The organism is Streptomyces apricus (assembly GCF_008369065.1).
In the GTDB taxonomy this organism is placed as follows: domain Bacteria; phylum Actinomycetota; class Actinomycetes; order Streptomycetales; family Streptomycetaceae; genus Streptomyces; species Streptomyces apricus.
On sequence record NZ_VDFC01000023.1, the window covers coordinates 235,602 to 253,684 of the forward strand.

Sequence of the window (18,083 nt, forward strand, 5' to 3'; positions counted from 1 at the left end):
GATCCTACAAGGATCCCGCCGTCCGGTCCGCGCGGACCATGTCGACAAACAGGCCGTGCACGCGGTGGTCGCCGGTCAGTTCCGGGTGGAAGGACGTGGCGAGCGCGTTGCCCTGGCGCACGGCGACGATGTGACCGCCGTGCTCGGCCAGCACCTCCGCCTGCACGCCCACCGACTCGACCCAGGGGGCGCGGATGAAGAGTCCCTCCACAGGATCTCCCCCCACGCCCTTCACGTCGACCTGCGCCTCGAAGGATTCGTTCTGCCGTCCGAAGGCGTTGCGGCGCACGATCATGTCGATGCCGCCGATGGTCTCCTGGCCCGAGCGCGGGTCGAGGATCTTGCCGGCGAGCATGATCATGCCCGCGCAGGTGCCGTAGACGGGCAGTCCGGCCCGCACCCGCGCGCGCAGCGGCTCCATCAGACCGAAGAGGACGGCCAGCTTGGAGATGGTGGTGGACTCGCCGCCGGGGACGACCAGGCCGTCGACCTCCGCGAGCTCCTCGGGACGCCGCACCGGTCTGGCCACGGCGTCCGCCGCGGCCAGGGCGACGAGGTGCTCCCGTACGTCGCCCTGGAGGGCCAGGACGCCTATGACAGGTGTGCTCATCGGTGGTTACCAGCCGCGGTTCGCGTAGCGCTCGGCCTCGGGGAGGGTGTCGCAGTTGATGCCGACCATGGCCTCGCCCAGGTTGCGGGACGCGTCCGCGACGATCTTCGGGTCGTCGTAGAAGGTGGTGGCCTTCACGATGGCCGCGGCGCGCTTGGCCGGGTCGCCGGACTTGAAAATGCCCGAGCCGACGAAGACGCCCTCGGCGCCGAGCTGGCGCATCAGCGCGGCGTCGGCGGGGGTGGCCACGCCGCCGGCGGAGAACAGCACGACCGGGAGCTTGCCGAGCTCGGCGACCTCCTTGACGATCTCGTACGGGGCGCGCAGCTCCTTGGCGGCGGCGTACAGCTCGTTGTTGTCGTAGCCGCGCAGCCGCGCGATCTCGTTCTTGATCTGGCGCAGGTGGCGCACGGCCTCGACGACGTTGCCGGTGCCGGCCTCGCCCTTGGAGCGGATCATGGCGGCGCCCTCGGCTATCCGGCGCAGGGCCTCGCCCAGGTTGGTGGCGCCGCAGACGAAGGGGGTCGTGAAGGCCCACTTGTCGGAGTGGTTGACCTCGTCGGCGGGGGTGAGGACCTCGGACTCGTCGATGTAGTCGACGCCGAGGGACTGCAGGACCTGGGCCTCCACGAAGTGGCCGATGCGCGACTTGGCCATCACCGGGATGGAGACGGCCTCGATGATGCCCTCGATCATGTCCGGGTCGGACATGCGCGCCACGCCGCCGTCCTTGCGGATGTCGGCCGGGACCCGCTCCAGGGCCATGACGGCCACGGCGCCCGCGTCCTCGGCGATCTTCGCCTGCTCGGGCGTGACGACGTCCATGATCACGCCACCCTTGAGCTGCTCGGCCATGCCGCGCTTCACGCGCGCGGTGCCGGTCGCCGGGGTGTCGGTGGACGGGACGGGGTGGGAAGGCGTGCTGGACACGGGGTGACCTCACTCGGTGAAAGAGGGTTTCTGCACCACCGAGGAAACGCCCGCGGACCAGTCCACAGCAAGGGCCAATGGAGAGCCGGTGGCTCGTTCTCACGTTCCGGGGCGGTCCGCCAGGGCCGTCGGCGGCTCGTCGTCCATCTCGAAGGCCAGCGGGAAGGGCGCGTGCCCGGCCAGCCGGAACCAGCGCACCGTGCGGTGGCGGCGCAGGGCGCGGGCCGCGCGTACGGCGTCGTTGTGGAAGCGGCGGGCCATCGGTACGCGGCGGACCGCCTGGGCGAGTTCGCGGGCCGCGGACTCGCCGCCGGGGGCCGCCTGGACGGCCTCGACCTGCGCGGACTCGCCGAAGACGGCCCGCAGCGCGTGGCTGAGGTCGCTCTCGGCGACCTCCCGGTGGTCCTCCTCGGCCTGCCGGGCGGCGTGCGCCGCCTCGTAGAGCACCATCGACGCGGCCGGGTCGAGCACTCCGGAGGTGGCCAGTTCCTGGGCCACCGAGGCGCGGCGCAGGAGTTGCGCGTCGAGGGCGGCGCGGGCCGCGTCGATGCGGGAGTGCAGGCGGTCGAGGCGGCCGGCGGTCCAGCTCAGGTAGAGGCCGATCGCCACGAGGGCGACCGCGATCCAGATCAGTGTGGAGGTCACGGGGGCACACGGTACCGGTGGGCTCCGCCGGGCGTTTCATGCACCGGGTGCGGGCCGGTGGGGGCGGGCCGCGCAGTTCCCCGCGCCCCTGAAGGGCGGGCTTCGCCCGGCCCTTCACCGGCGCGGGGTGAAAAGCACGGCGCAGCCGGCTTTTCAGGGGCGCGGGGAACTGCGCGACCGGCCCCCACGCACCCGCAGTCGAAAACCGTGCCCCCCGGAGGGTCAGTCGCGGGCCAGCCCGAAGCGGGCCAACAGACCCCCCGGCTCCGCCGGATCGTCCGCCGCCGCCACCGCCGCCGCCCCGTCCGTGACCGTCTCGTAGACGGACAGGATGTCCGCGCCCACCGTCGACCAGTCGAAGCGCCGCACGTGCGCGCTCCCCCGCTCGCGGAGTTCCGCGCGGCGCGCCGGGTCGCCCAGGAGCCGTACCGCCGCGGCGGCCAGCGCGTCCGCGTCCTCGTTGGCGAACAGCTCGCCCGCCGCGCCCTGGTCCAGGACCTGGGCGAAGGCGTCGAGGTCGGAGGCGAGCACGGGCGCGCCCGCCGACATCGCCTCGACCAGGATGATCCCGAAGCTCTCGCCGCCGGTGTTGGGCGCGACGTACACGTCGACGCTGCGCAGGAACCGCGCCTTGTCCTCGTCGCTGACCATCCCCAGGAACTCGACGCGGGGGCGCAGCTCCGCCGGCAGCTTCTCGACCGCTTCCTTCTCGTCGCCGCGCCCGGCGACCAGCAGGCGGGTGTCCGGGCGCTCGGCGAGGATCCGCGGCAGCGCCTTCATCAGGACCGGCAGGCCCTTGCGCGGCTCGTCGATGCGGCCCACGAAGCCGAGCGTGCCGCCCTGCCACTCGGGCCGGGGCTCGGCCCGCGCGAAGAAGTCCACGTCGACGCCGTTGGGGATGACCACGGCGTCGCCGCCCAGGTGCTCGACGAGCGTGCGCCGGGCGTACTCGCTCACCGCGATGCGCGCGCTGATCTTCTCCAGCGCGGGCTGCAGGATCGGGTACGCGGCGATCATCGCCCGGGACCGGGGGTTGGACGTGTGGAAGGTGGCGACGATCGGCCCCTGCGCCGCCCAGCAGGCCAGCAGGCCGAGGGAGGGCGAGGCCGGCTCGTGGATGTGGATCACGTCGAAGGTGCCGTCGTGCAGCCAGCGGCGCACCCGCGCGGCCGACAGGAACCCGAAGTTGAGGCGCGCGACCGAGCCGTTGTACGGCACCGGCACGGCCCGGCCCGCCGAGACGACGTACGGCGGCAGCGGTGTGTCGTCGTCGGCGGGGGCGAGGACGGAGACGTGGTGCCCGAGCGCGATGAGGTGGTCGGCCAAGTCGCGGATGTGGAACTGGACCCCGCCGGGCACGTCCCAGGAGTACGGGCAGACGATGCCGATCCTCACGACCGCTCCCCGGGCCGGACCTGGTCGTCGCGCCGGACCCGGTCGTCGCGCCGGGCCGCTCCGTCCCGCGCCGCGGCGGAGGGGTCCTCGGCGGGCGGCCCCGGGCGGGGTTCCAGGTCGGCGAGCCACAAGCGTTGCAGCATGTGCCAGTCCTCCGGATGGTCGGCGATCCCCGTGGCGAAGGCATCGGCCAGCGCCTGTGTCATGACAGACGTCTTCTCGGTCCGGGTACCTGACGCGGGGACCTCGACGGGCGGATGGACCCGGCCGCGCATCACGGGCGACCCGTCGTACCACAATGTCACCGGCAGCAGCAGCGCGCCGGTCTGCTGGGCCAGCAGGGCGGGCCCGGCGGGCATCCGGGTCGTCTCCCCGAAGAAGGTGACCTCGACCCCGGAGGCGGACAGGTCGCGCTCGGCGACCAGGCAGACCAGGCCGCCGTCCCGCAGCCGCCGCGCCAGCGTGCCGAAGGCGGTGCCCCCGCTGTGCGGCAGCACCTCCATGCCGAGGCCCTCGCGGTACGCCACGAACCGGTCGTACAGCTTCTCCGGCTTCAGGCGCTCGGCGACGGTCGTGAACGGCGTCTCCATCCGGGTGGTGACCCAGGCGCCCGCGAGGTCCCAGTTGGCCAGGTGCGGCAGCGCGAGGACGACGCCCCGGCCCGCCGCGAGCCCGTCGGTCAGGTGGTGCAGGCCCTCGGGCTCGAAGCCCCCCTTGATGCGCTCCTTGCTCCAGGCCGGCAGCCGGAACGACTCCATCCAGTAGCGCAGGTAGGAGCGCATCCCGGCGCGCGAGAGCTCCATGAGCCGCTCGGGGGACGCGTCCGGCAGCACGCGCGCGTAGTTCGACTCCAGGCGCAGCACGCCCTTGCCGCGCCGCTTCCAGGCGATGTCGGCGATCGTCCGCCCCAGGCGCACGGCGACTGGCTCGGGGAGCTTCTTGACGGCCCCCCAGCCCGCCGCGTACGCCGCGTACGAGAGCTGGTCGCGCAGACCGCTCACGAGGCGGCCCCGCTGTTGCGCGGGGTGCTCTCCGGCGCSGCGCCGGACGCAGTCCCGGATGCCGTCCCGGGCGCTGTCTCCGGCGGCGCGACGACCGTCGCGTCGGCCTCGGCGGCCTCGCGGCGCACGGTGACCACGCGCTGGACCAGCGTGACGACGCTGCCCACGGCGACGATCCACAGCGCGATCGGCAGCAGCACGTCGATGCCGGGGACGCCGAATTTGTGGAGCCCCGCGAGACCGGCCGCGACCAGGGAGATCACCAGGCGCTCGGCGCGCTCGACGAGGCCGTTGACCGCGACGGGCAGGCCGATCGACTCGCCCCGCGCCTTGGTGTACGACACCACCTGGCCGCTGGCCAGGCAGAAGATCGAGACGGCGCACAGGACGTTGTCGTCCCCGTTGCCCGCGTACCAGAGCGCGAAGCCGCCGAAGATCGCGCTGTCGGCGACCCGGTCGAGCGTCGAGTCGAGGAAGGCGCCCCAGCGGCTGGAGCGGCCCAGCTGGCGCGCCATGTTGCCGTCGACCAGGTCCGAGAAGACGAAGAGCGTGATGACGATCGTGCCCCAGAAGAGCTCTCCACGGGGGAAGAAGACCAGCGCGCCCGCCACGACTCCGGCCGTGCCCAGGAGGGTGACCGTGTCGGGGCTCACCCCCCGGCGGATGAGAAACGCGGCGAACGGTGTGAGGACACGCGTGAAGAATGCACGCGCGTACTTGTTCAGCATGGCCTTCCCGAGGGTCGGTGTGGCCGGGCGGCCCCTGCTGGCCACCGGCGGGCCCATCGTAGTCACGCGTGCGCCTGTACGACGGTCGGGCACCCGCGCCCCGGGTCACGTCCTGGTGACATCCGGGGCGCGGCGCGATCGCGTCCGGTGTATGGACGCACCGTGAGCCGAGTGCCAAGCTCGTTGGCACCGCGGGCGTCACCGGAGCAGCCGTACGCGGATCCGCGCGCCCGCGCCCACAGCGACCTCACCGTGTACGGGAGGCAAGTCCATGGGCGACAAGGCGAACGCACATCCCGGAGCCGCCGGCAGGGCCACGGCGGCCGACCACCCCGCGTCCGTACGGAATGTGGTGCTGGTCGGCCACAGCGGATCGGGCAAGACGACCCTGGTGGAGGCCCTCGCCCTGACGGCGGGGGCGGTGAACCGGGCGGGCCGCGTCGAGGACGGCGGCACGATATCCGACTACGACGAGATCGAGCACCGCCAGCAGCGCTCGGTGCAGCTCTCCCTCGTGCCGCTCGACTGGGACGGCTACAAGATCAATGTCCTCGACACCCCCGGATACGCCGATTTCGTCGGCGAACTGAGGGCCGGTCTGCGGGCGGCGGACGCGGCCCTCTTCGTCGTCTCGGCCTCGGACGGCGTGGACGGCTCCACCCGCATGGTGTGGGAGGAGTGCGCGGCGGTCGGCATGCCCCGGGCCATCGTGGTGACGCACCTGGAGTCGGCGCGGGCCGACTTCGAGGAGATGACCCGGATCTGCGCGCAGGCCTTCGGCGCCGACGACCCCGACGCCGTGCTGCCGCTCTACCTGCCGCTGCACGGCCCCCAGGGGCCCGACGGGCACGCGTCGGTGACGGGGCTGGTCGGGCTGCTCTCGCGGCGGGTGTTCGACTACGCCTCCGGCGAGCGCAAGGAGTCCGAGCCGGGCCCCGAGCAGCTGCCGCTCATCGAGACGGCCCGCAACCGGCTCATCGAGGGGATCATCTCGGAGAGCGAGGACGAGACCCTCATGGACCGCTACCTGGACGGCGAGGAGATCGAGTTCACGACCCTCGTGCAGGACCTGGAGCGGGCCGTGGCGCGCGGCGTCTTCCATCCGGTGCTGGCCGCCGCGCCCGCCGCCGAGGGCGCCCGTCAAGGGCTGGGCACGGTGGAACTCCTCGAACTGATCACCGGCGGCTTCCCGACCCCGCTGGAGCGCGAGGCCCCGGCCGTCACCACCCCGGACGGCAGGGAGCGCCGGGTGCGGGCCTGCGACCCGGACGGGCCGCTGGTCGCGGAGGTGGTGAAGACCGCCTCCGACCCCTACGTGGGCCGGGTCTCGATGGTGCGGGTGTTCTCCGGGACGCTGCGCCCCGACGAGACGGTGCACGTCTCGGGGCACGGGCTGGCGGACCGGGGCCACGAGGACCACGACGTCGACGAGCGCATCGGCGCCCTGTCGGCCCCCTTCGGCAAGCAGCAGCGCGTCCTCACGCACGCGATCGCGGGCGACCTGGCCTGTGTGGCCAAGCTGAGCCGCGCCGAGACCGGGGACACGCTCTCCGCCAAGGACGACCCGCTCCTGATGGAGCCGTGGGAGATGCCCGACCCGCTGCTGCCGCTCGCCATCCAGGCCCACAGCAAGGCCGACGAGGACAAGCTCTCCCAGGGGCTCGGCCGGCTGGTCGCCGAGGACCCGACGATGCGCCTGGAGCAGAACCAGGCCACCCACCAGGTCGTCCTGTGGTGCCTGGGCGAGGCCCACGCGGACGTCGCCCTGGAGCGGCTGCGCAGCCGCTACGGCGTCCAGGTCGACGTCGTCCCGCACAAGGTGTCCCTGCGGGAGACGTTCGCCGCGGGCTCGACGGGGCGCGGGCGCCATGTGAAGCAGTCCGGCGGGCACGGGCAGTACGCGATCTGCGAGATCGAGGTGGAGCCGCTGCCCGGCGGCTCCGGCATCGAGTTCGTCGACAAGGTGGTGGGCGGGGCGGTGCCCCGGCAGTTCATCCCGTCCGTGGAGAAGGGCGTCCGCGCCCAGGCCGCCAAGGGAGTGGCCGCCGGCTACCCGCTCATCGACGTGCGGATCACGCTGCGCGACGGCAAGGCGCACTCGGTGGACTCCTCGGACGCCGCGTTCCAGACCGCCGGCGCGCTCGCCCTGCGGGAGGCCGCGGCGGGCGCGCGGATCCATCTCCTGGAGCCGGTCGCGGAGGTGACGGTCCTGGTGGGCGACGAGTACGTGGGGGCCGTGATGAGCGACCTGTCGGGCCGGCGCGGCCGGGTCGTCGGCACCGAACAGGCCGCCGGGGCGCGGACCCTGGTGCGGGCCGAGGTGCCGGAGATCGAGATCGGCCGGTACGCGGTCGATCTGCGCTCCCTGTCGCACGGCACCGCGCGCTTCCACCGCGTCTACGCCCGGCACGAGCCGATGCCACCGCAGTTGACCGACCGGATCCGCGAACAGGCCCAGGGAAACGCCTAGTCGGTCGCGCCGCCACGTCCCTCCGGACCGGCGGACGGCCGCCCCCGTCCGCCGACGGATGTCCGCCTCTGCGGATACTCTGGCAACCTGATCAAGACGATGACCTGATCAACAGGTGTGCGGAGCACGGAAGTCGGGAAGAGCCGCAGAGCGGGGCACGGCGGCGATGGGGGCGGCAATGGCGGACGAGGGATTCGATTTCAGGCCCGGGGCGCAGGTTCCGCTCTCGGGTTCCGCGGGCCAGACGGCGGCGACGTTCGCGCTGGCCTCCGCGGCGTACCGGGACAGTCCGGTCGAGGTGATCCTCGACGCCAACAGCGAATGGCACCAGTCGAAGGTCACCTCGGGTCCCTCCTGGGCGAAGATCTTCAAGCCCAACCTGGGCGAGGCCTTCGCCCGGGCCGTCCAGCTCCGCATGCTGGGCGGCAACCGCGCCGCGCTCATCCAGTCCTTCGGCATGGAACCGCAGGTGATCGTCGAGCACTGCCTCGCGGCGAACCGCATCCGCAAGGAGCGCGACAGCTGGCTCACGGCCGTGATGGTGCTGACCGGTCTGATCTTCCTGCCCGGTCTGCTCCTGTGGCTGCTGGTCTTCATGATCCGCCGCTCGGTGGCGAAGACCGAGGACAAGCGGGCCGGCGCCCTCGCCACCACCGTCCTGGTCGGGGTGGGCGCCCTGGCCGTGCTCTTCCTGCTGAAGATGCCGTTCACCGGTTTCTGGGCCTGGTACGCGCGCGCCGCGATCGTCGCGCCCGTCCTGGGCTGGGTCTGGGCCAAGCAGATCTGCGAGCGCACGGCGCGCGACCTGCGGGACCGCTGGAGCGGCCTGCTGGCCGGCGGCGGCATCGGCGCGAAGATCCCCGAGGCGGTGCCCGGCAGCCCCGGCGAGACGGCGGCCGAGGCGCTGCGCCAGTCGCTGGCCCGCCTCAGCGCCGAGCAGCAGTCGAACGCGATCTTCTACGCGGGGCCCAAGGGGATACTGGGCATGGGCACGCGGTGGGGCAGCTGGCAGCTTGCCGAGGACCTGGTGCCGGCCGACCCCACCAAGGAGATCCACGGCTTCCGCAGCTGGGACGTCATCCGGTCGATCCACGACCAGTTGCGCATGCTGGAGCGGGGCCCGCTCAACACCGGCGGTTTCCCCGCGCCCTCGGTGAAGCACTGGGTGGTCACGCCGATCAACGAGAACGCCGGCTCGGTCTCCCGGCCGGGCGGCACGGACGTGGACGCGTACCAGGTCAAGCAGCACAAAATACAGGAGATCTGCAACAAGCAGCAGTTCGGCAGCGGTGACCGCCACTACCTGGGCGTGCAGTGGACGCTCTGGGACGGCCAGCTGATCATCACCATGCTGATCACCGTGACCGTGCTGCACGAGACGCTGCGCATCGAGGTCACCGGCCACGCCCTGGGCCCCGTGCACTCGCTGTTCACCAGCGGGCCCGCCGCCAAGACGAAGACGGTCCCCAAGACCGTCAGGTTCTGGGAGACCAAGACCCAGAAACTGCCGCTGATCGACGCCGACGAGGTCGTACGGCTCGCGGTGCGCGCGCCCTTCACCTGGTACCCGCCGATCCTGGACCACCTCGGCGGCAAGCTGGTCCTGCCGGAGCCGTTCGGCCTGCGGCACGCCTGGGCGTCCAAGCCGTGGCGGCACCGCTTCATGGCCGACGACGCCCTGCGCGCCGCGACCCCCGTGCTGCGCGTGGTGCACGCGGCCGCGATCCGGGTGCTCAAGGAGAACGGCGTGGACACCGACAAGTTCGGCAGCCGCTCGTCGAACCTCAGCACGGCCGTCCAGGACGTCTCCCCCAGGAAGGCCGACCTCTACGACGCGTAGGCGTCCACTCCGCGCGGACACCTGCGCGGCCCGGCCACGCCTCCCGTGGACACCCGCGGGAGGCTCAGGCCGAGGGCCAGGCGTCCGCGAGCATCTTGCGCGTGTCGGCGAGGAGCTGCGGCAGGACCCGGGTGTGGCCGACCACCGGCATGAAGTTCGTGTCGCCGCCCCAGCGGGGCACGACGTGCTGGTGGAGATGGGCGGCGATGCCGGCGCCCGCGACCGAGCCCTGGTTCATGCCGATGTTGAAGCCCTGCGCGCCGGACGCGGTCCGCAGCGCGGTCATCGCCTGCTTGGTCAGCTCACCCAGCTCGGCGGTCTCCGGGGCGGTCAGGTCCGTGTAGTCCGCGACGTGCCGGTAGGGCACCACCATCAGGTGCCCGCCGTTGTACGGGTACAGGTTGAGCACGGCGTAGACCTGCTCGCCACGCCGGATCACGAGCCCGTCCTCGTCGGACTCGGCCGGGATCGAGCAGAAGGGACAGCCGTCGCCGGCCCCGGGGCCGGTGGGCTTGTTCTCGCCCTGGATGTACGCCATCCGGTGGGGCGTCCACAGGCGCTGGAAGGCGTCCTGGGTGCCGACTCCGATCTGCTGCTCCGGCTCACTCGTCATGAGGTGCAGCATATGGCTTCGCCCGTCCGCGGCGTGTCGGCGGGTACCGCGCCGCAGGGCTCCCGGCCAAGCTGGGGCGATGGACGACGACAGCCGCACGACGCGCTGGGAACGCCGTACCGAGGTACCGCTCGCCGTCGCCTCGATGCTCTTCCTCACCTCGTACGCGATCCGGGTCCTGGCCCACGGGCTGCCGGAGTTCTGGCGGTCCGCCTGCCTCGCGGTGACCCTGGGGACCTGGACGCTGTTCGCCCTCGACTACACCGTGCGCTGGCGGCTGAGCGGTTCGGGGCCGCGCTTCGTGACGGCGCACTGGCTGGACACGGTGGTCCTCGTGCTGCCGCTGCTGCGTCCGCTGCGGGTCGTGAAGGTCTACGAGACCGTGCGGCGCCGGCGCGGCGGACCGCGGCTGGCGCTGCACGCGCGCGTGATCACGTACGCGGGTCTCGCGGTCGCCCTGCTCGGCTTCGCGGGCGCGCTGGCCGTGTACCAGCAGGAGCGCGGGGCGCCGGGCGCGACGATCCGCACCTTCGGCGACGCGGTCTGGTGGACCTGCGCGACGCTGGCGACCGTGGGGTACGGCGACGTGGCTCCCGTGACGGCGGCCGGACGGGTGGTCGCGGTGGGCCTGATGGCCTGCGGGCTCGCACTGCTCGGCGCGGTGACGGGGTCGTTCTCGTCCTGGCTGCTGCAGGTCTTTTCCAGCGAGGAGGGCGGCGGGGCCAACGGGAAGCCCCCGGGAGGCTGAGCCTCCCGGGGGCTTCCCGGCCGTGCGGAGCGCGCGGATCAGACCTGCGCCCGCTCCTCGACGACCTTCGCGATCTTGGCGATGGCCTCGTCGAGCGGGATGCCGTTCTCCTGCGAGCCGTCGCGGTAGCGGAACGAGACGGCGCCGGCCGCCATGTCCTCGTCGCCCGCGATGACCATGAAGGGCACCTTCTGCTTCTGGGCGTTGCGGATCTTCTTCTGCATGCGGTCGGAGGACGAGTCGACCTCGACCCGCAGCCCCTTCTTCTTCGCCTCGGCGGCGAACTTCTGCAGATACTCCACGTGCGCGTCGCCGATCGGGATGCCCACCGCCTGGACGGGCGCGAGCCACGCCGGGAACGCGCCCGCGTAGTGCTCGAGGAGGACCGCGAAGAACCGCTCGATCGAGCCGAAGAGCGCGCGGTGGATCATGACCGGCCGCTGCTTGGAGCCGTCGGGCCCGGTGTACTCCAGGTCGAAGCGCTCCGGCAGGTTGAAGTCGAGCTGCACGGTCGACATCTGCCAGGTCCGGCCGATCGCGTCCTTGCACTGGACGGAGATCTTCGGGCCGTAGAAGGCGGCGCCGCCCGGGTCCGGGACGAGCGGGAGGCCCTGCTTCTCGGCCACCTGCCGCAGCGTCTCGGTGGCCTCGTCCCAGATCTCGTCCGAGCCGACGAACTTCTCCGGGTCCTTGGTGGACAGCTCCAGGTAGAAGTCGGTCAGGCCGTAGTCGCGCAGCAGGTTCAGGACGAAGGTGAGCGTCTTGTCGAGCTCCTCCGCCATCTGCTCCTTGGTGCAGTAGATGTGCGCGTCGTCCTGGGTGAAGCCGCGGGCCCGGGTCAGGCCGTGCACGACGCCGGACTTCTCGTACCGGTACACGGTCCCGAACTCGAAGAGGCGCAGCGGCAGTTCGCGGTAGGAGCGGCCGCGCGCGTCGAAGATCAGGTTGTGCATCGGGCAGTTCATGGGCTTGAGGTAGTAGTCCACGCCCTCGTCGAGCTGCATGGGCGGGTACATGCCGTCGGCGTACCAGTCCAGGTGGCCCGAGGTCTCGAAGAGCTTCCCCTTCGTCGCGTGCGGGGTGTAGACGAACTCGTAGCCCTCCTCCTCGTGCCGGCGGCGCGAGTAGTCCTCCATGACCCGGCGGACGATGCCGCCCTTGGGGTGGAAGACGGCGAGGCCGGAGCCGATCTGCTCGGGGATCGAGAAGAGGTCCAGTTCGTTGCCGAGCTTGCGGTGGTCGCGCTTCTCGGCCTCGGCGAGGAAGTCGAGGTGCGCCTTCAGCTCGTCCTTGGTCGGCCAGGCGGTGCCGTAGATGCGCTGGAGCATCGGGTTCTTCTCGCTGCCGCGCCAGTACGCGGCGGCGTTGCGCATGAGCTTGAACGCCGGGATGGCGCGGGTGGTGGGCAGGTGGGGACCGCGGCACAGGTCCTTCCAGCACAGCTCGCCGGTCTTGGCGTCGAGGTTGTCGTAGATGGTCAGCTCGCCGCCGCCCACCTCGACGTCCGCGCCGTCGTCCGAGGAGGCGGAGCCCTTGATGCCGATGAGCTCCAGCTTGTACGGCTCGTCCGCCAGCTCCTCGCGGGCGGCCTCGTCGCTCACCACGCGGCGGGAGAAGCGCTGGCCGCGCTTCTGGATCTCCTGCATCTTCTTCTCGACGGCCTTGAGGTCCTCGGGGGTGAAGGGCCTGGCCACGTCGAAGTCGTAGTAGAAGCCGTCCTTGACCGGCGGGCCGATGCCCAGCTTGGCCTCGGGGAAGAGCTCCTGCACGGCCTGCGCCATCACGTGCGCGGTGGAGTGGCGCAGGATGTTCAGGCCGTCCTCGGAGGAGATCTCGACGGGCTCGACCTCGTCGCCGTCCCGCACCTCGTACGCGAGGTCCTTCAGCTCGCCGGCCACGCGGGCCGCGACGACGGTGCGCTCGCCGGGGAAGAGCTCGGCCGCCGTAGTGCCCGTCGTCACCACGCGCTCTTCCCGCTCGGAATCGCGTTGGATGATCACACGGACGTCTGACACCGGACTCTCCTGACTGAAGGGGGTAACACCCATGGCATCGCATGCCATGCCTGCGGCGATCCTACCGAGCGCCGGGCGCCCCTCGCGAAACAGCCGGTCTCAGTCCCCGCTGCACGCCTCCTCGAAGAAGTCGAGGTTCTCCTGCAGCGACTTCATCAGCCGGTCCCGCTCCGCCTCGTCCACCTGCACGGGCGCCACCCCGGACGCGCCGGTCAGCCGCCGGAACCCGCCGCGGCTCTCCAGGCGCCCGTGCACCCGCACCGGCAGCCCGACCAGATGGGCGTGGCCCGCGATGCGGTAGGCCTCCTCGTCGAGCGTCATCCGCACGTGCGGCACCTCGGCGCCCGCGATGACCTTCAGCCGTACGGTCCCGTCGCCGCGCGGTCCCGACCTGCGCATCCGCACCACGGCCCCGGTCAGGCGCACGGGCACGGACGGCTCCTCGCGCAGGTAGCGGGCCGCCGCCGCACGGAGCGCGGGCAGGTCTCCGGGGGAGAACTCGACAGGCTCCGAGGACGTCGTGCACCCTTCGGGCACCCCGGCGGCGGGCGCCCACTCGACGGCGATCCTGGCCCCTTGCGTACCGCGCACCAGCGCCACCAGGGCCTCGGCCAGCTCATGGCTGACGCCCGCCTCGACCGCCCCGTCGAAGGCGTCCATGCCGCCGGTGGCGCGCTGGTAGTCGACCGCCTCCCGGGCCGCGTACAGCGCGTGGTGCAGCCGCACGGCGAGCGGCCGGCCGGTGGCGGCGGGCACGAAGGCGGCGAGCCGGCGGCCGCCCGGGGCGGCTCCGACGAGCACGTCCTCCAGGGCCGCGGCGGCGGACCTGCGGTGGCGGGCGCCGTGGTAGCCGGCCCGTGCGCGGGTGGCGAGGGCGCCCGCGAACAGGACCTGCCGCGCCGCCGTGCGCAGCTGCTCCTCGACGGTCCACGTCGAGGCGCCGGCGGGGCCCGCCGGGACGTCGCGCCACCAGTGGATCTCGTCGCTGGGCACGGTGAGGCCGAGCAGGACGTCGCGGGCGGCGGGCGATCCGCTGCGGTACAGGGCGGTGAGGGCCTCCCCGAGGAGGTCCTCGCTGTCGGGGAACGCCCGGCTCTCCGGTACGAGCAGGCTGGTGCCGGAGCCGCCGGGTCCGGGCGGGGTCCAGCGGCCGTAGCGTCCGGGGGCTCCGCCGCGGCGCTGCCAGCCGTGCCGGTGCAGCAGCGCGCCGAGGACGGCCGGGTCGACCTGGTCGGGCCGCGGCGGCCGGTCCCGGTCCCCCGCCGGTTCGGCGGGGTGGGGCCTGACCGGGCGCAGGGGCTCTTCGGAGGGGCGGTGCGTCACGGTATGCCTCCCGTACCGACCCGCGTCATGATGTCGCAGAGCGCCCGGTCGTCGAAGACGCGGGAGGTCGGTATCCGCACGGTGGTCCTGTGCCGGCCCGTGGTCCGGTGCCCGGCCAGGTTGATCCAGTAGCAGCAGTGCCGCAGGTCGAGGCCGTCGTGGCCGGCGCGCAGCCAGTCCTCCTGTGACCTGGGCACGAGCATCACGACCAGTATCTTGTGCACCGAGACCGGGGTCCGGGCCAGCTTCTCCAGGTGGGCGTTGTCGAGCGTGAAGGAGAAGGCGGGTCCCGGGCGCGGCGGTACCTGGTAGGTGCACTTGAGCTGGACCTTGATGGTGACCTCGTCGTCGACCGTGTGCCCGGGGGCGCTGTGGCTGACGTGCCAGTCGATGCCGTTGTCCGGAAAGGGCTGGGACAGGGAGCAGCCCGAGGCGGCGGCGACCGCGTGCAGATAACCGACCTGGAGCGTCTCCATGCAGGCCGTGGTGGCCAGTGAGCCGCGCTGCGGTGCCGTGTGCCCGGGCAGCAGCCCGCCCTGCTCGGGCTGCGCGAGCGACATGGTCAACAGCCTTCCGAATTCAGGGAATCCTTGCGGCGGGTCCCTGAACTGCAAAGACCCGTACCTCTGTTGTCTCCTTCCGGCGTACGGCGCAAACAGCCCGGGTATCACAAATGGGGCAGGGGACGGCGCGTCATCTGCCGGAGGTGGACGAGGAGTTGTGTGCGCATGACGTGCTGGTACGAAGGGCCTCTGACAGCGTTCGACACCGAGACGACCGGTGTCGACGTGGAAACCGACCGCATCGTGTCGGCCGCAGTCGTCGTCCAGGACGCTCCCGGCAGCCGGCCGCGGGTGCGCCGCTGGCTGGTGAATCCGGGGGTGCCGGTGCCCGAGGGTGCCACGGCGGTGCACGGGCTGACCGACGAGCACCTGCAGCGCAACGGCCGCTGGCCGTCGCCGGTGGTGGACGAGGTGGTGCGGGAGCTGGCCGAGCAGAGCGCGGCGGGACGTCCGCTGGTGGTGATGAACGCGCCCTTCGACCTGACGCTCCTGGACCGGGAGTTGCGCAGGCACCGGGCGTCGTCGCTGGGCCAGTGGTTCGAGTCGGTGCCGCTGCACGTCCTCGATCCGCGGGTCCTGGACAAGTACCTGGACCGCTACCGCAAGGGCCGCCGCACGCTCACGGACCTGTGCGCGCACTACGAGGTGGAGCTGCAGGGCGCCCATGACGCGGCGGCGGACGCGCTGGCGTCCCTGGAGCTCGTCCGGGCGATCGGGCGCCGTTTCGCGCTGCGGCTGGAGCGGCTGTCGGCGGCCGAACTGCACACGCTGCAGGCCGTCTGGCACGCCGCGCAGGCCCGCGGACTGCAGGCCTGGTTCGCGCGCACCGGCGTGGAGGAGGCGGTCGACCCGGCCTGGCCACTGCGTCCTGAGCTGCCGGCCGCGGCGGCCTGAACGGATGCGGTCCGACCGGCCGCGGCATGCAAAAAGCCGGTCCGTCTGGGACGGACCGGCCTTTCCCGGTGGGCGATACTGGGTTCGAACCAGTGACCTCTTCGGTGTGAACGAAGCGCTCTCCCACTGAGCTAATCGCCCGGGAACGCACTGAACAATACAGGTCCCCGTGCGTTTCCTTCAAACCGCTTCGCCCTTCCCGCGGAGGTGGGCCGCCAGCCCCCCCCGCCCGGCCCGCATCATCAGGGCGGGGTTGGGCGGAGCTGGAGCGGCGGCCGGGGGTGGGCGGAGCTGGAGCTATGACCGAGGGTGGGCGGAGCTGGAGCGACGGCCGGAGGCGGGCGGAGCTGGCGCTATGACCGGTGATGGGCGGAGGGCGGAGCTGGAGCGGCGGCCGGGGGTGGGCGGAGCTGGAGCTATGACCGAGGGTGGGCGGAGCTGGAGCGACGGCCGGAGGCGGGCGGAGCTGGCGCTATGACCGGTGATGGGCGGAGCTGGGGCCGTGGTCGGATGGGGCGCAGGTAGACGCCTGCGAGCACAGAGGCAGTGGTGGGCGCAGAGGTGGTGTGGGGGCAGGCATGTGTATGTCTGTGTCGCAAGTTCGGTGGGGTGTCGGCCGTCGGGGCGCATGTGGGCAGCGGGTTCCGGTGTCAGGGATCGTGCGTCGGTACCGGACACGCAGAGTGAGCTTGGTCTGCGGGGCGGCGGGTCCCTCGCGGCGTGCCGTGAACATGCGAAAGGCGGCCCGGTCCATCTGGATCATGGACCTGGCCGCCTGTCGGCAACGTGGGCGATACTGGGATCGAACCAGTGACCTCTTCGGTGTGAACGAAGCGCTCTCCCGCTGAGCTAATCGCCCGGGCGCAGAAGTAGATTACCCCATGTCACGGGGTGCCTCCGACCGCCTGTACCGCGCCCGGAGCGCCGTCACTCCTTGATCTTCCACGGCATCTCGAAGCCGAACTTCCAGACGTAGACACCGGCCAGCACCGCGATGATCACCAGCCCGACGGACGTCAGGATGATGTTCCGGCGCCGGACCTTGGGGTCGAGCGCCTTCTGCGTCGCCTCGGTCACCTTCCGCTTGGTCCAGCGGAGCACCAGCTGCGCCCAGACGAACTCGGTCGCCCAGATCGCCATGCCGCCGAAGATCACCAGCCACCCCGGGCCGGGCAGGGGCAGCATGATCACGCCGGCCACCACGACCGCGAGCCCCACGATGAAGACGCCCACCTGCCAGCTGAGATGCAGCACGCGGCGCGCCTTGATGAATTGCGGCGCACGGGACCCGAGCGCCTGCTCGCCCTTCGTTTCGTCGGCCGCCATGGCGACCTCCCCCGTTCCGTCACTCCCCGTATTCATACGGCCAAACCCTACCGGACGGAATCCGATCACCGGAATGGGCGTAAGGCGCGAACTGACGCTCGGCCGGATGAGGTACCTAAAGACACGCAAAACACTCAGAGGGGTTTACAACGGCACCGTAGGTGGCATGTCGATTTCGCCGACGTGCGAATCCCCGAGCGCACACTGAGCGAAAGGCCCTGGCGCTTATGAACACCACGGTCAGCTGCGAGCTGCACCTGCGCCTCGTTGTGTCGAGCGAGTCATCCCTGCCTGTCCCCGCAGGCCTGCGGTACGACACGGCCGATCCCTATGCCGTGCACGCCACCTTCCACACTGGAGCCGAGGAGACTGTCGAGTGGGTGTTCGCCCGCGACCTTCTCGCCGAGGGCCTGCACCGGCCCACCGGCACCGGGGACGTCCGAGTCTGGCCGTCCCGCAGTCATGGTCAGGGCGTCGTGTGCATCGCCCTGAGCTCTCCGGAGGGCGAGGCGCTGCTGGAGGCCCCGGCGCGGGCCCTGGAGTCGTTCCTCAAGCGAACCGACGCCGCCGTGCCACCCGGCACGGAACACCGGCACTTCGATCTCGATACGGAGCTCTCGCACATCCTCGCCGAAAGCTAGGACGAGAGTTCGCGCCAAGCCGCCCGGCGCCGTCCACTCGGGGAGACGGCTCGGGCTCAGACAACTGCATAGGGTGCACATCGGTGCCGTCTTCGCGCTTGCGTGGGGGCGGCGCCTTTGCGTGTGCCTCCGGCGGTGGCCGGGGGGTTTGCGCCGTTCCCCGCGCCCCTGGGTCCGTGGGGGGTGCGCGGAGCGCGGAGCGTGCGGGTTCGTTTGGGCTGAGCGCGCAGTTCCCCGCGCCCCTGGGCTGGTGGGGGTGAGCGGCGTGTGGGACGTACGGGGCCGTTTTGGTTGCGTGCGCCGTTCCCCGCGTCCCTGGAGAGCGGGGGCGGGTGGCGTGG

At 72.0% G+C, this 18,083-nt stretch carries 16 protein-coding genes and 2 tRNA genes; 5 read left to right on the top strand and 13 right to left on the bottom strand.

The genetic code is table 11. The annotated features are described in order from the left end of the window. Positions 1–4: 4 nt before the first annotated feature. The 6 genes from pdxT to pgsA form a co-directional block, all read right to left on the bottom strand. A complete protein-coding gene (gene pdxT, locus FGF04_RS08365) occupies positions 5–610 on the bottom strand; it encodes a pyridoxal 5'-phosphate synthase glutaminase subunit PdxT (protein ID WP_149510600.1) in 606 nt (201 codons plus the stop codon). Between the two features lie 6 nt (positions 611–616). Continuing rightward, complete coding sequence (gene pdxS, locus FGF04_RS08370) at positions 617–1,540, bottom strand: pyridoxal 5'-phosphate synthase lyase subunit PdxS (protein ID WP_149510601.1); 924 nt, start codon at positions 1,538–1,540, stop codon at positions 617–619. A 99-nt stretch (positions 1,541–1,639) separates the two neighbouring features. After that, positions 1,640–2,185 (bottom strand): LemA family protein, encoded by a 546-nt coding sequence (locus FGF04_RS08375; protein ID WP_149510602.1) that lies wholly within the window; start codon positions 2,183–2,185, stop codon positions 1,640–1,642. Between the two features lie 222 nt (positions 2,186–2,407). Beyond that, on the bottom strand, positions 2,408–3,580 hold the full coding sequence (locus FGF04_RS08380) for a glycosyltransferase family 4 protein (RefSeq protein WP_149510603.1): 1,173 nt from the start codon (positions 3,578–3,580) through the stop codon (positions 2,408–2,410). Then, complete coding sequence (locus FGF04_RS08385; RefSeq protein WP_149510604.1) at positions 3,577–4,581, bottom strand: phosphatidylinositol mannoside acyltransferase; 1,005 nt, start codon at positions 4,579–4,581, stop codon at positions 3,577–3,579. The genes FGF04_RS08380 and FGF04_RS08385 overlap by 4 nt, the downstream gene beginning before the upstream one ends. After that, complete coding sequence (pgsA, locus tag FGF04_RS08390; RefSeq protein ID WP_235882242.1) at positions 4,578–5,366, bottom strand: phosphatidylinositol phosphate synthase; 789 nt, start codon at positions 5,364–5,366, stop codon at positions 4,578–4,580. Before pgsA ends, FGF04_RS08385 begins: the two co-directional genes overlap by 4 nt. Before the next feature lie 214 nt (positions 5,367–5,580). Here pgsA and FGF04_RS08395 point away from each other — a divergent pair, with 214 nt between their 5' ends. Then, positions 5,581–7,779, top strand: a complete 2,199-nt coding sequence (locus tag FGF04_RS08395; protein WP_149510605.1) for an elongation factor G-like protein EF-G2 — start codon at positions 5,581–5,583, stop codon at positions 7,777–7,779. Between the two features lie 178 nt (positions 7,780–7,957). Further along, a complete protein-coding gene (locus FGF04_RS08400) occupies positions 7,958–9,619 on the top strand; it encodes a hypothetical protein (RefSeq protein WP_408055594.1) in 1,662 nt (553 codons plus the stop codon). A gap of 64 nt (positions 9,620–9,683) precedes the next feature. Here the strand turns inward: FGF04_RS08400 and FGF04_RS08405 are convergent, their stop codons facing one another. Further along, complete coding sequence (locus FGF04_RS08405) at positions 9,684–10,244, bottom strand: HIT family protein (protein ID WP_149510607.1); 561 nt, start codon at positions 10,242–10,244, stop codon at positions 9,684–9,686. A 67-nt stretch (positions 10,245–10,311) separates the two neighbouring features. Here FGF04_RS08405 and FGF04_RS08410 point away from each other — a divergent pair, with 67 nt between their 5' ends. Continuing rightward, complete coding sequence (locus FGF04_RS08410) at positions 10,312–10,980, top strand: potassium channel family protein (protein WP_149510608.1); 669 nt, start codon at positions 10,312–10,314, stop codon at positions 10,978–10,980. A gap of 38 nt (positions 10,981–11,018) precedes the next feature. On the opposite strand, the gene thrS is transcribed toward FGF04_RS08410, so the two are convergent. The 3 genes from thrS to FGF04_RS08425 all read right to left on the bottom strand — a co-directional run bounded on the left by thrS (position 11,019) and on the right by FGF04_RS08425 (position 14,878). Beyond that, the gene (gene thrS, locus FGF04_RS08415) at positions 11,019–12,995 is read right to left on the bottom strand and encodes a threonine--tRNA ligase (protein WP_149510609.1); all 1,977 of its coding nucleotides are present in this window, start codon (positions 12,993–12,995) and stop codon (positions 11,019–11,021) included. A 99-nt stretch (positions 12,996–13,094) separates the two neighbouring features. After that, a complete protein-coding gene (locus FGF04_RS08420; protein ID WP_149510610.1) occupies positions 13,095–14,318 on the bottom strand; it encodes a hypothetical protein in 1,224 nt (407 codons plus the stop codon). Then, positions 14,315–14,878, bottom strand: a complete 564-nt coding sequence (locus FGF04_RS08425; protein ID WP_149510611.1) for a DUF4365 domain-containing protein — start codon at positions 14,876–14,878, stop codon at positions 14,315–14,317. The genes FGF04_RS08420 and FGF04_RS08425 overlap by 4 nt, the downstream gene beginning before the upstream one ends. A 168-nt stretch (positions 14,879–15,046) precedes the next feature. On the opposite strand from FGF04_RS08425, the gene FGF04_RS08430 reads away from it, so the two are divergent. Further along, on the top strand, positions 15,047–15,775 hold the full coding sequence (locus FGF04_RS08430; protein ID WP_149510612.1) for a 3'-5' exonuclease: 729 nt from the start codon (positions 15,047–15,049) through the stop codon (positions 15,773–15,775). Between the two features lie 69 nt (positions 15,776–15,844). On the opposite strand, the gene FGF04_RS08435 is transcribed toward FGF04_RS08430, so the two are convergent. The 3 genes from FGF04_RS08435 to FGF04_RS08445 all read right to left on the bottom strand — a co-directional run bounded on the left by FGF04_RS08435 (position 15,845) and on the right by FGF04_RS08445 (position 17,137). Next, a tRNA-Val gene (locus FGF04_RS08435) sits at positions 15,845–15,916 on the bottom strand. 646 nt (positions 15,917–16,562) lie between these two features. Continuing rightward, positions 16,563–16,634 (bottom strand) — tRNA-Val (locus FGF04_RS08440). 68 nt (positions 16,635–16,702) lie between these two features. Next, positions 16,703–17,137, bottom strand: a complete 435-nt coding sequence (locus FGF04_RS08445) for a TIGR02611 family protein (protein WP_149510613.1) — start codon at positions 17,135–17,137, stop codon at positions 16,703–16,705. A 191-nt stretch (positions 17,138–17,328) separates the two neighbouring features. On the opposite strand from FGF04_RS08445, the gene FGF04_RS08450 reads away from it, so the two are divergent. Beyond that, entirely contained in the window at positions 17,329–17,742 is a 414-nt protein-coding gene (locus FGF04_RS08450; RefSeq protein ID WP_003959770.1) for an SsgA family sporulation/cell division regulator, read from the top strand. Positions 17,743–18,083: the final 341 nt, after the last annotated feature.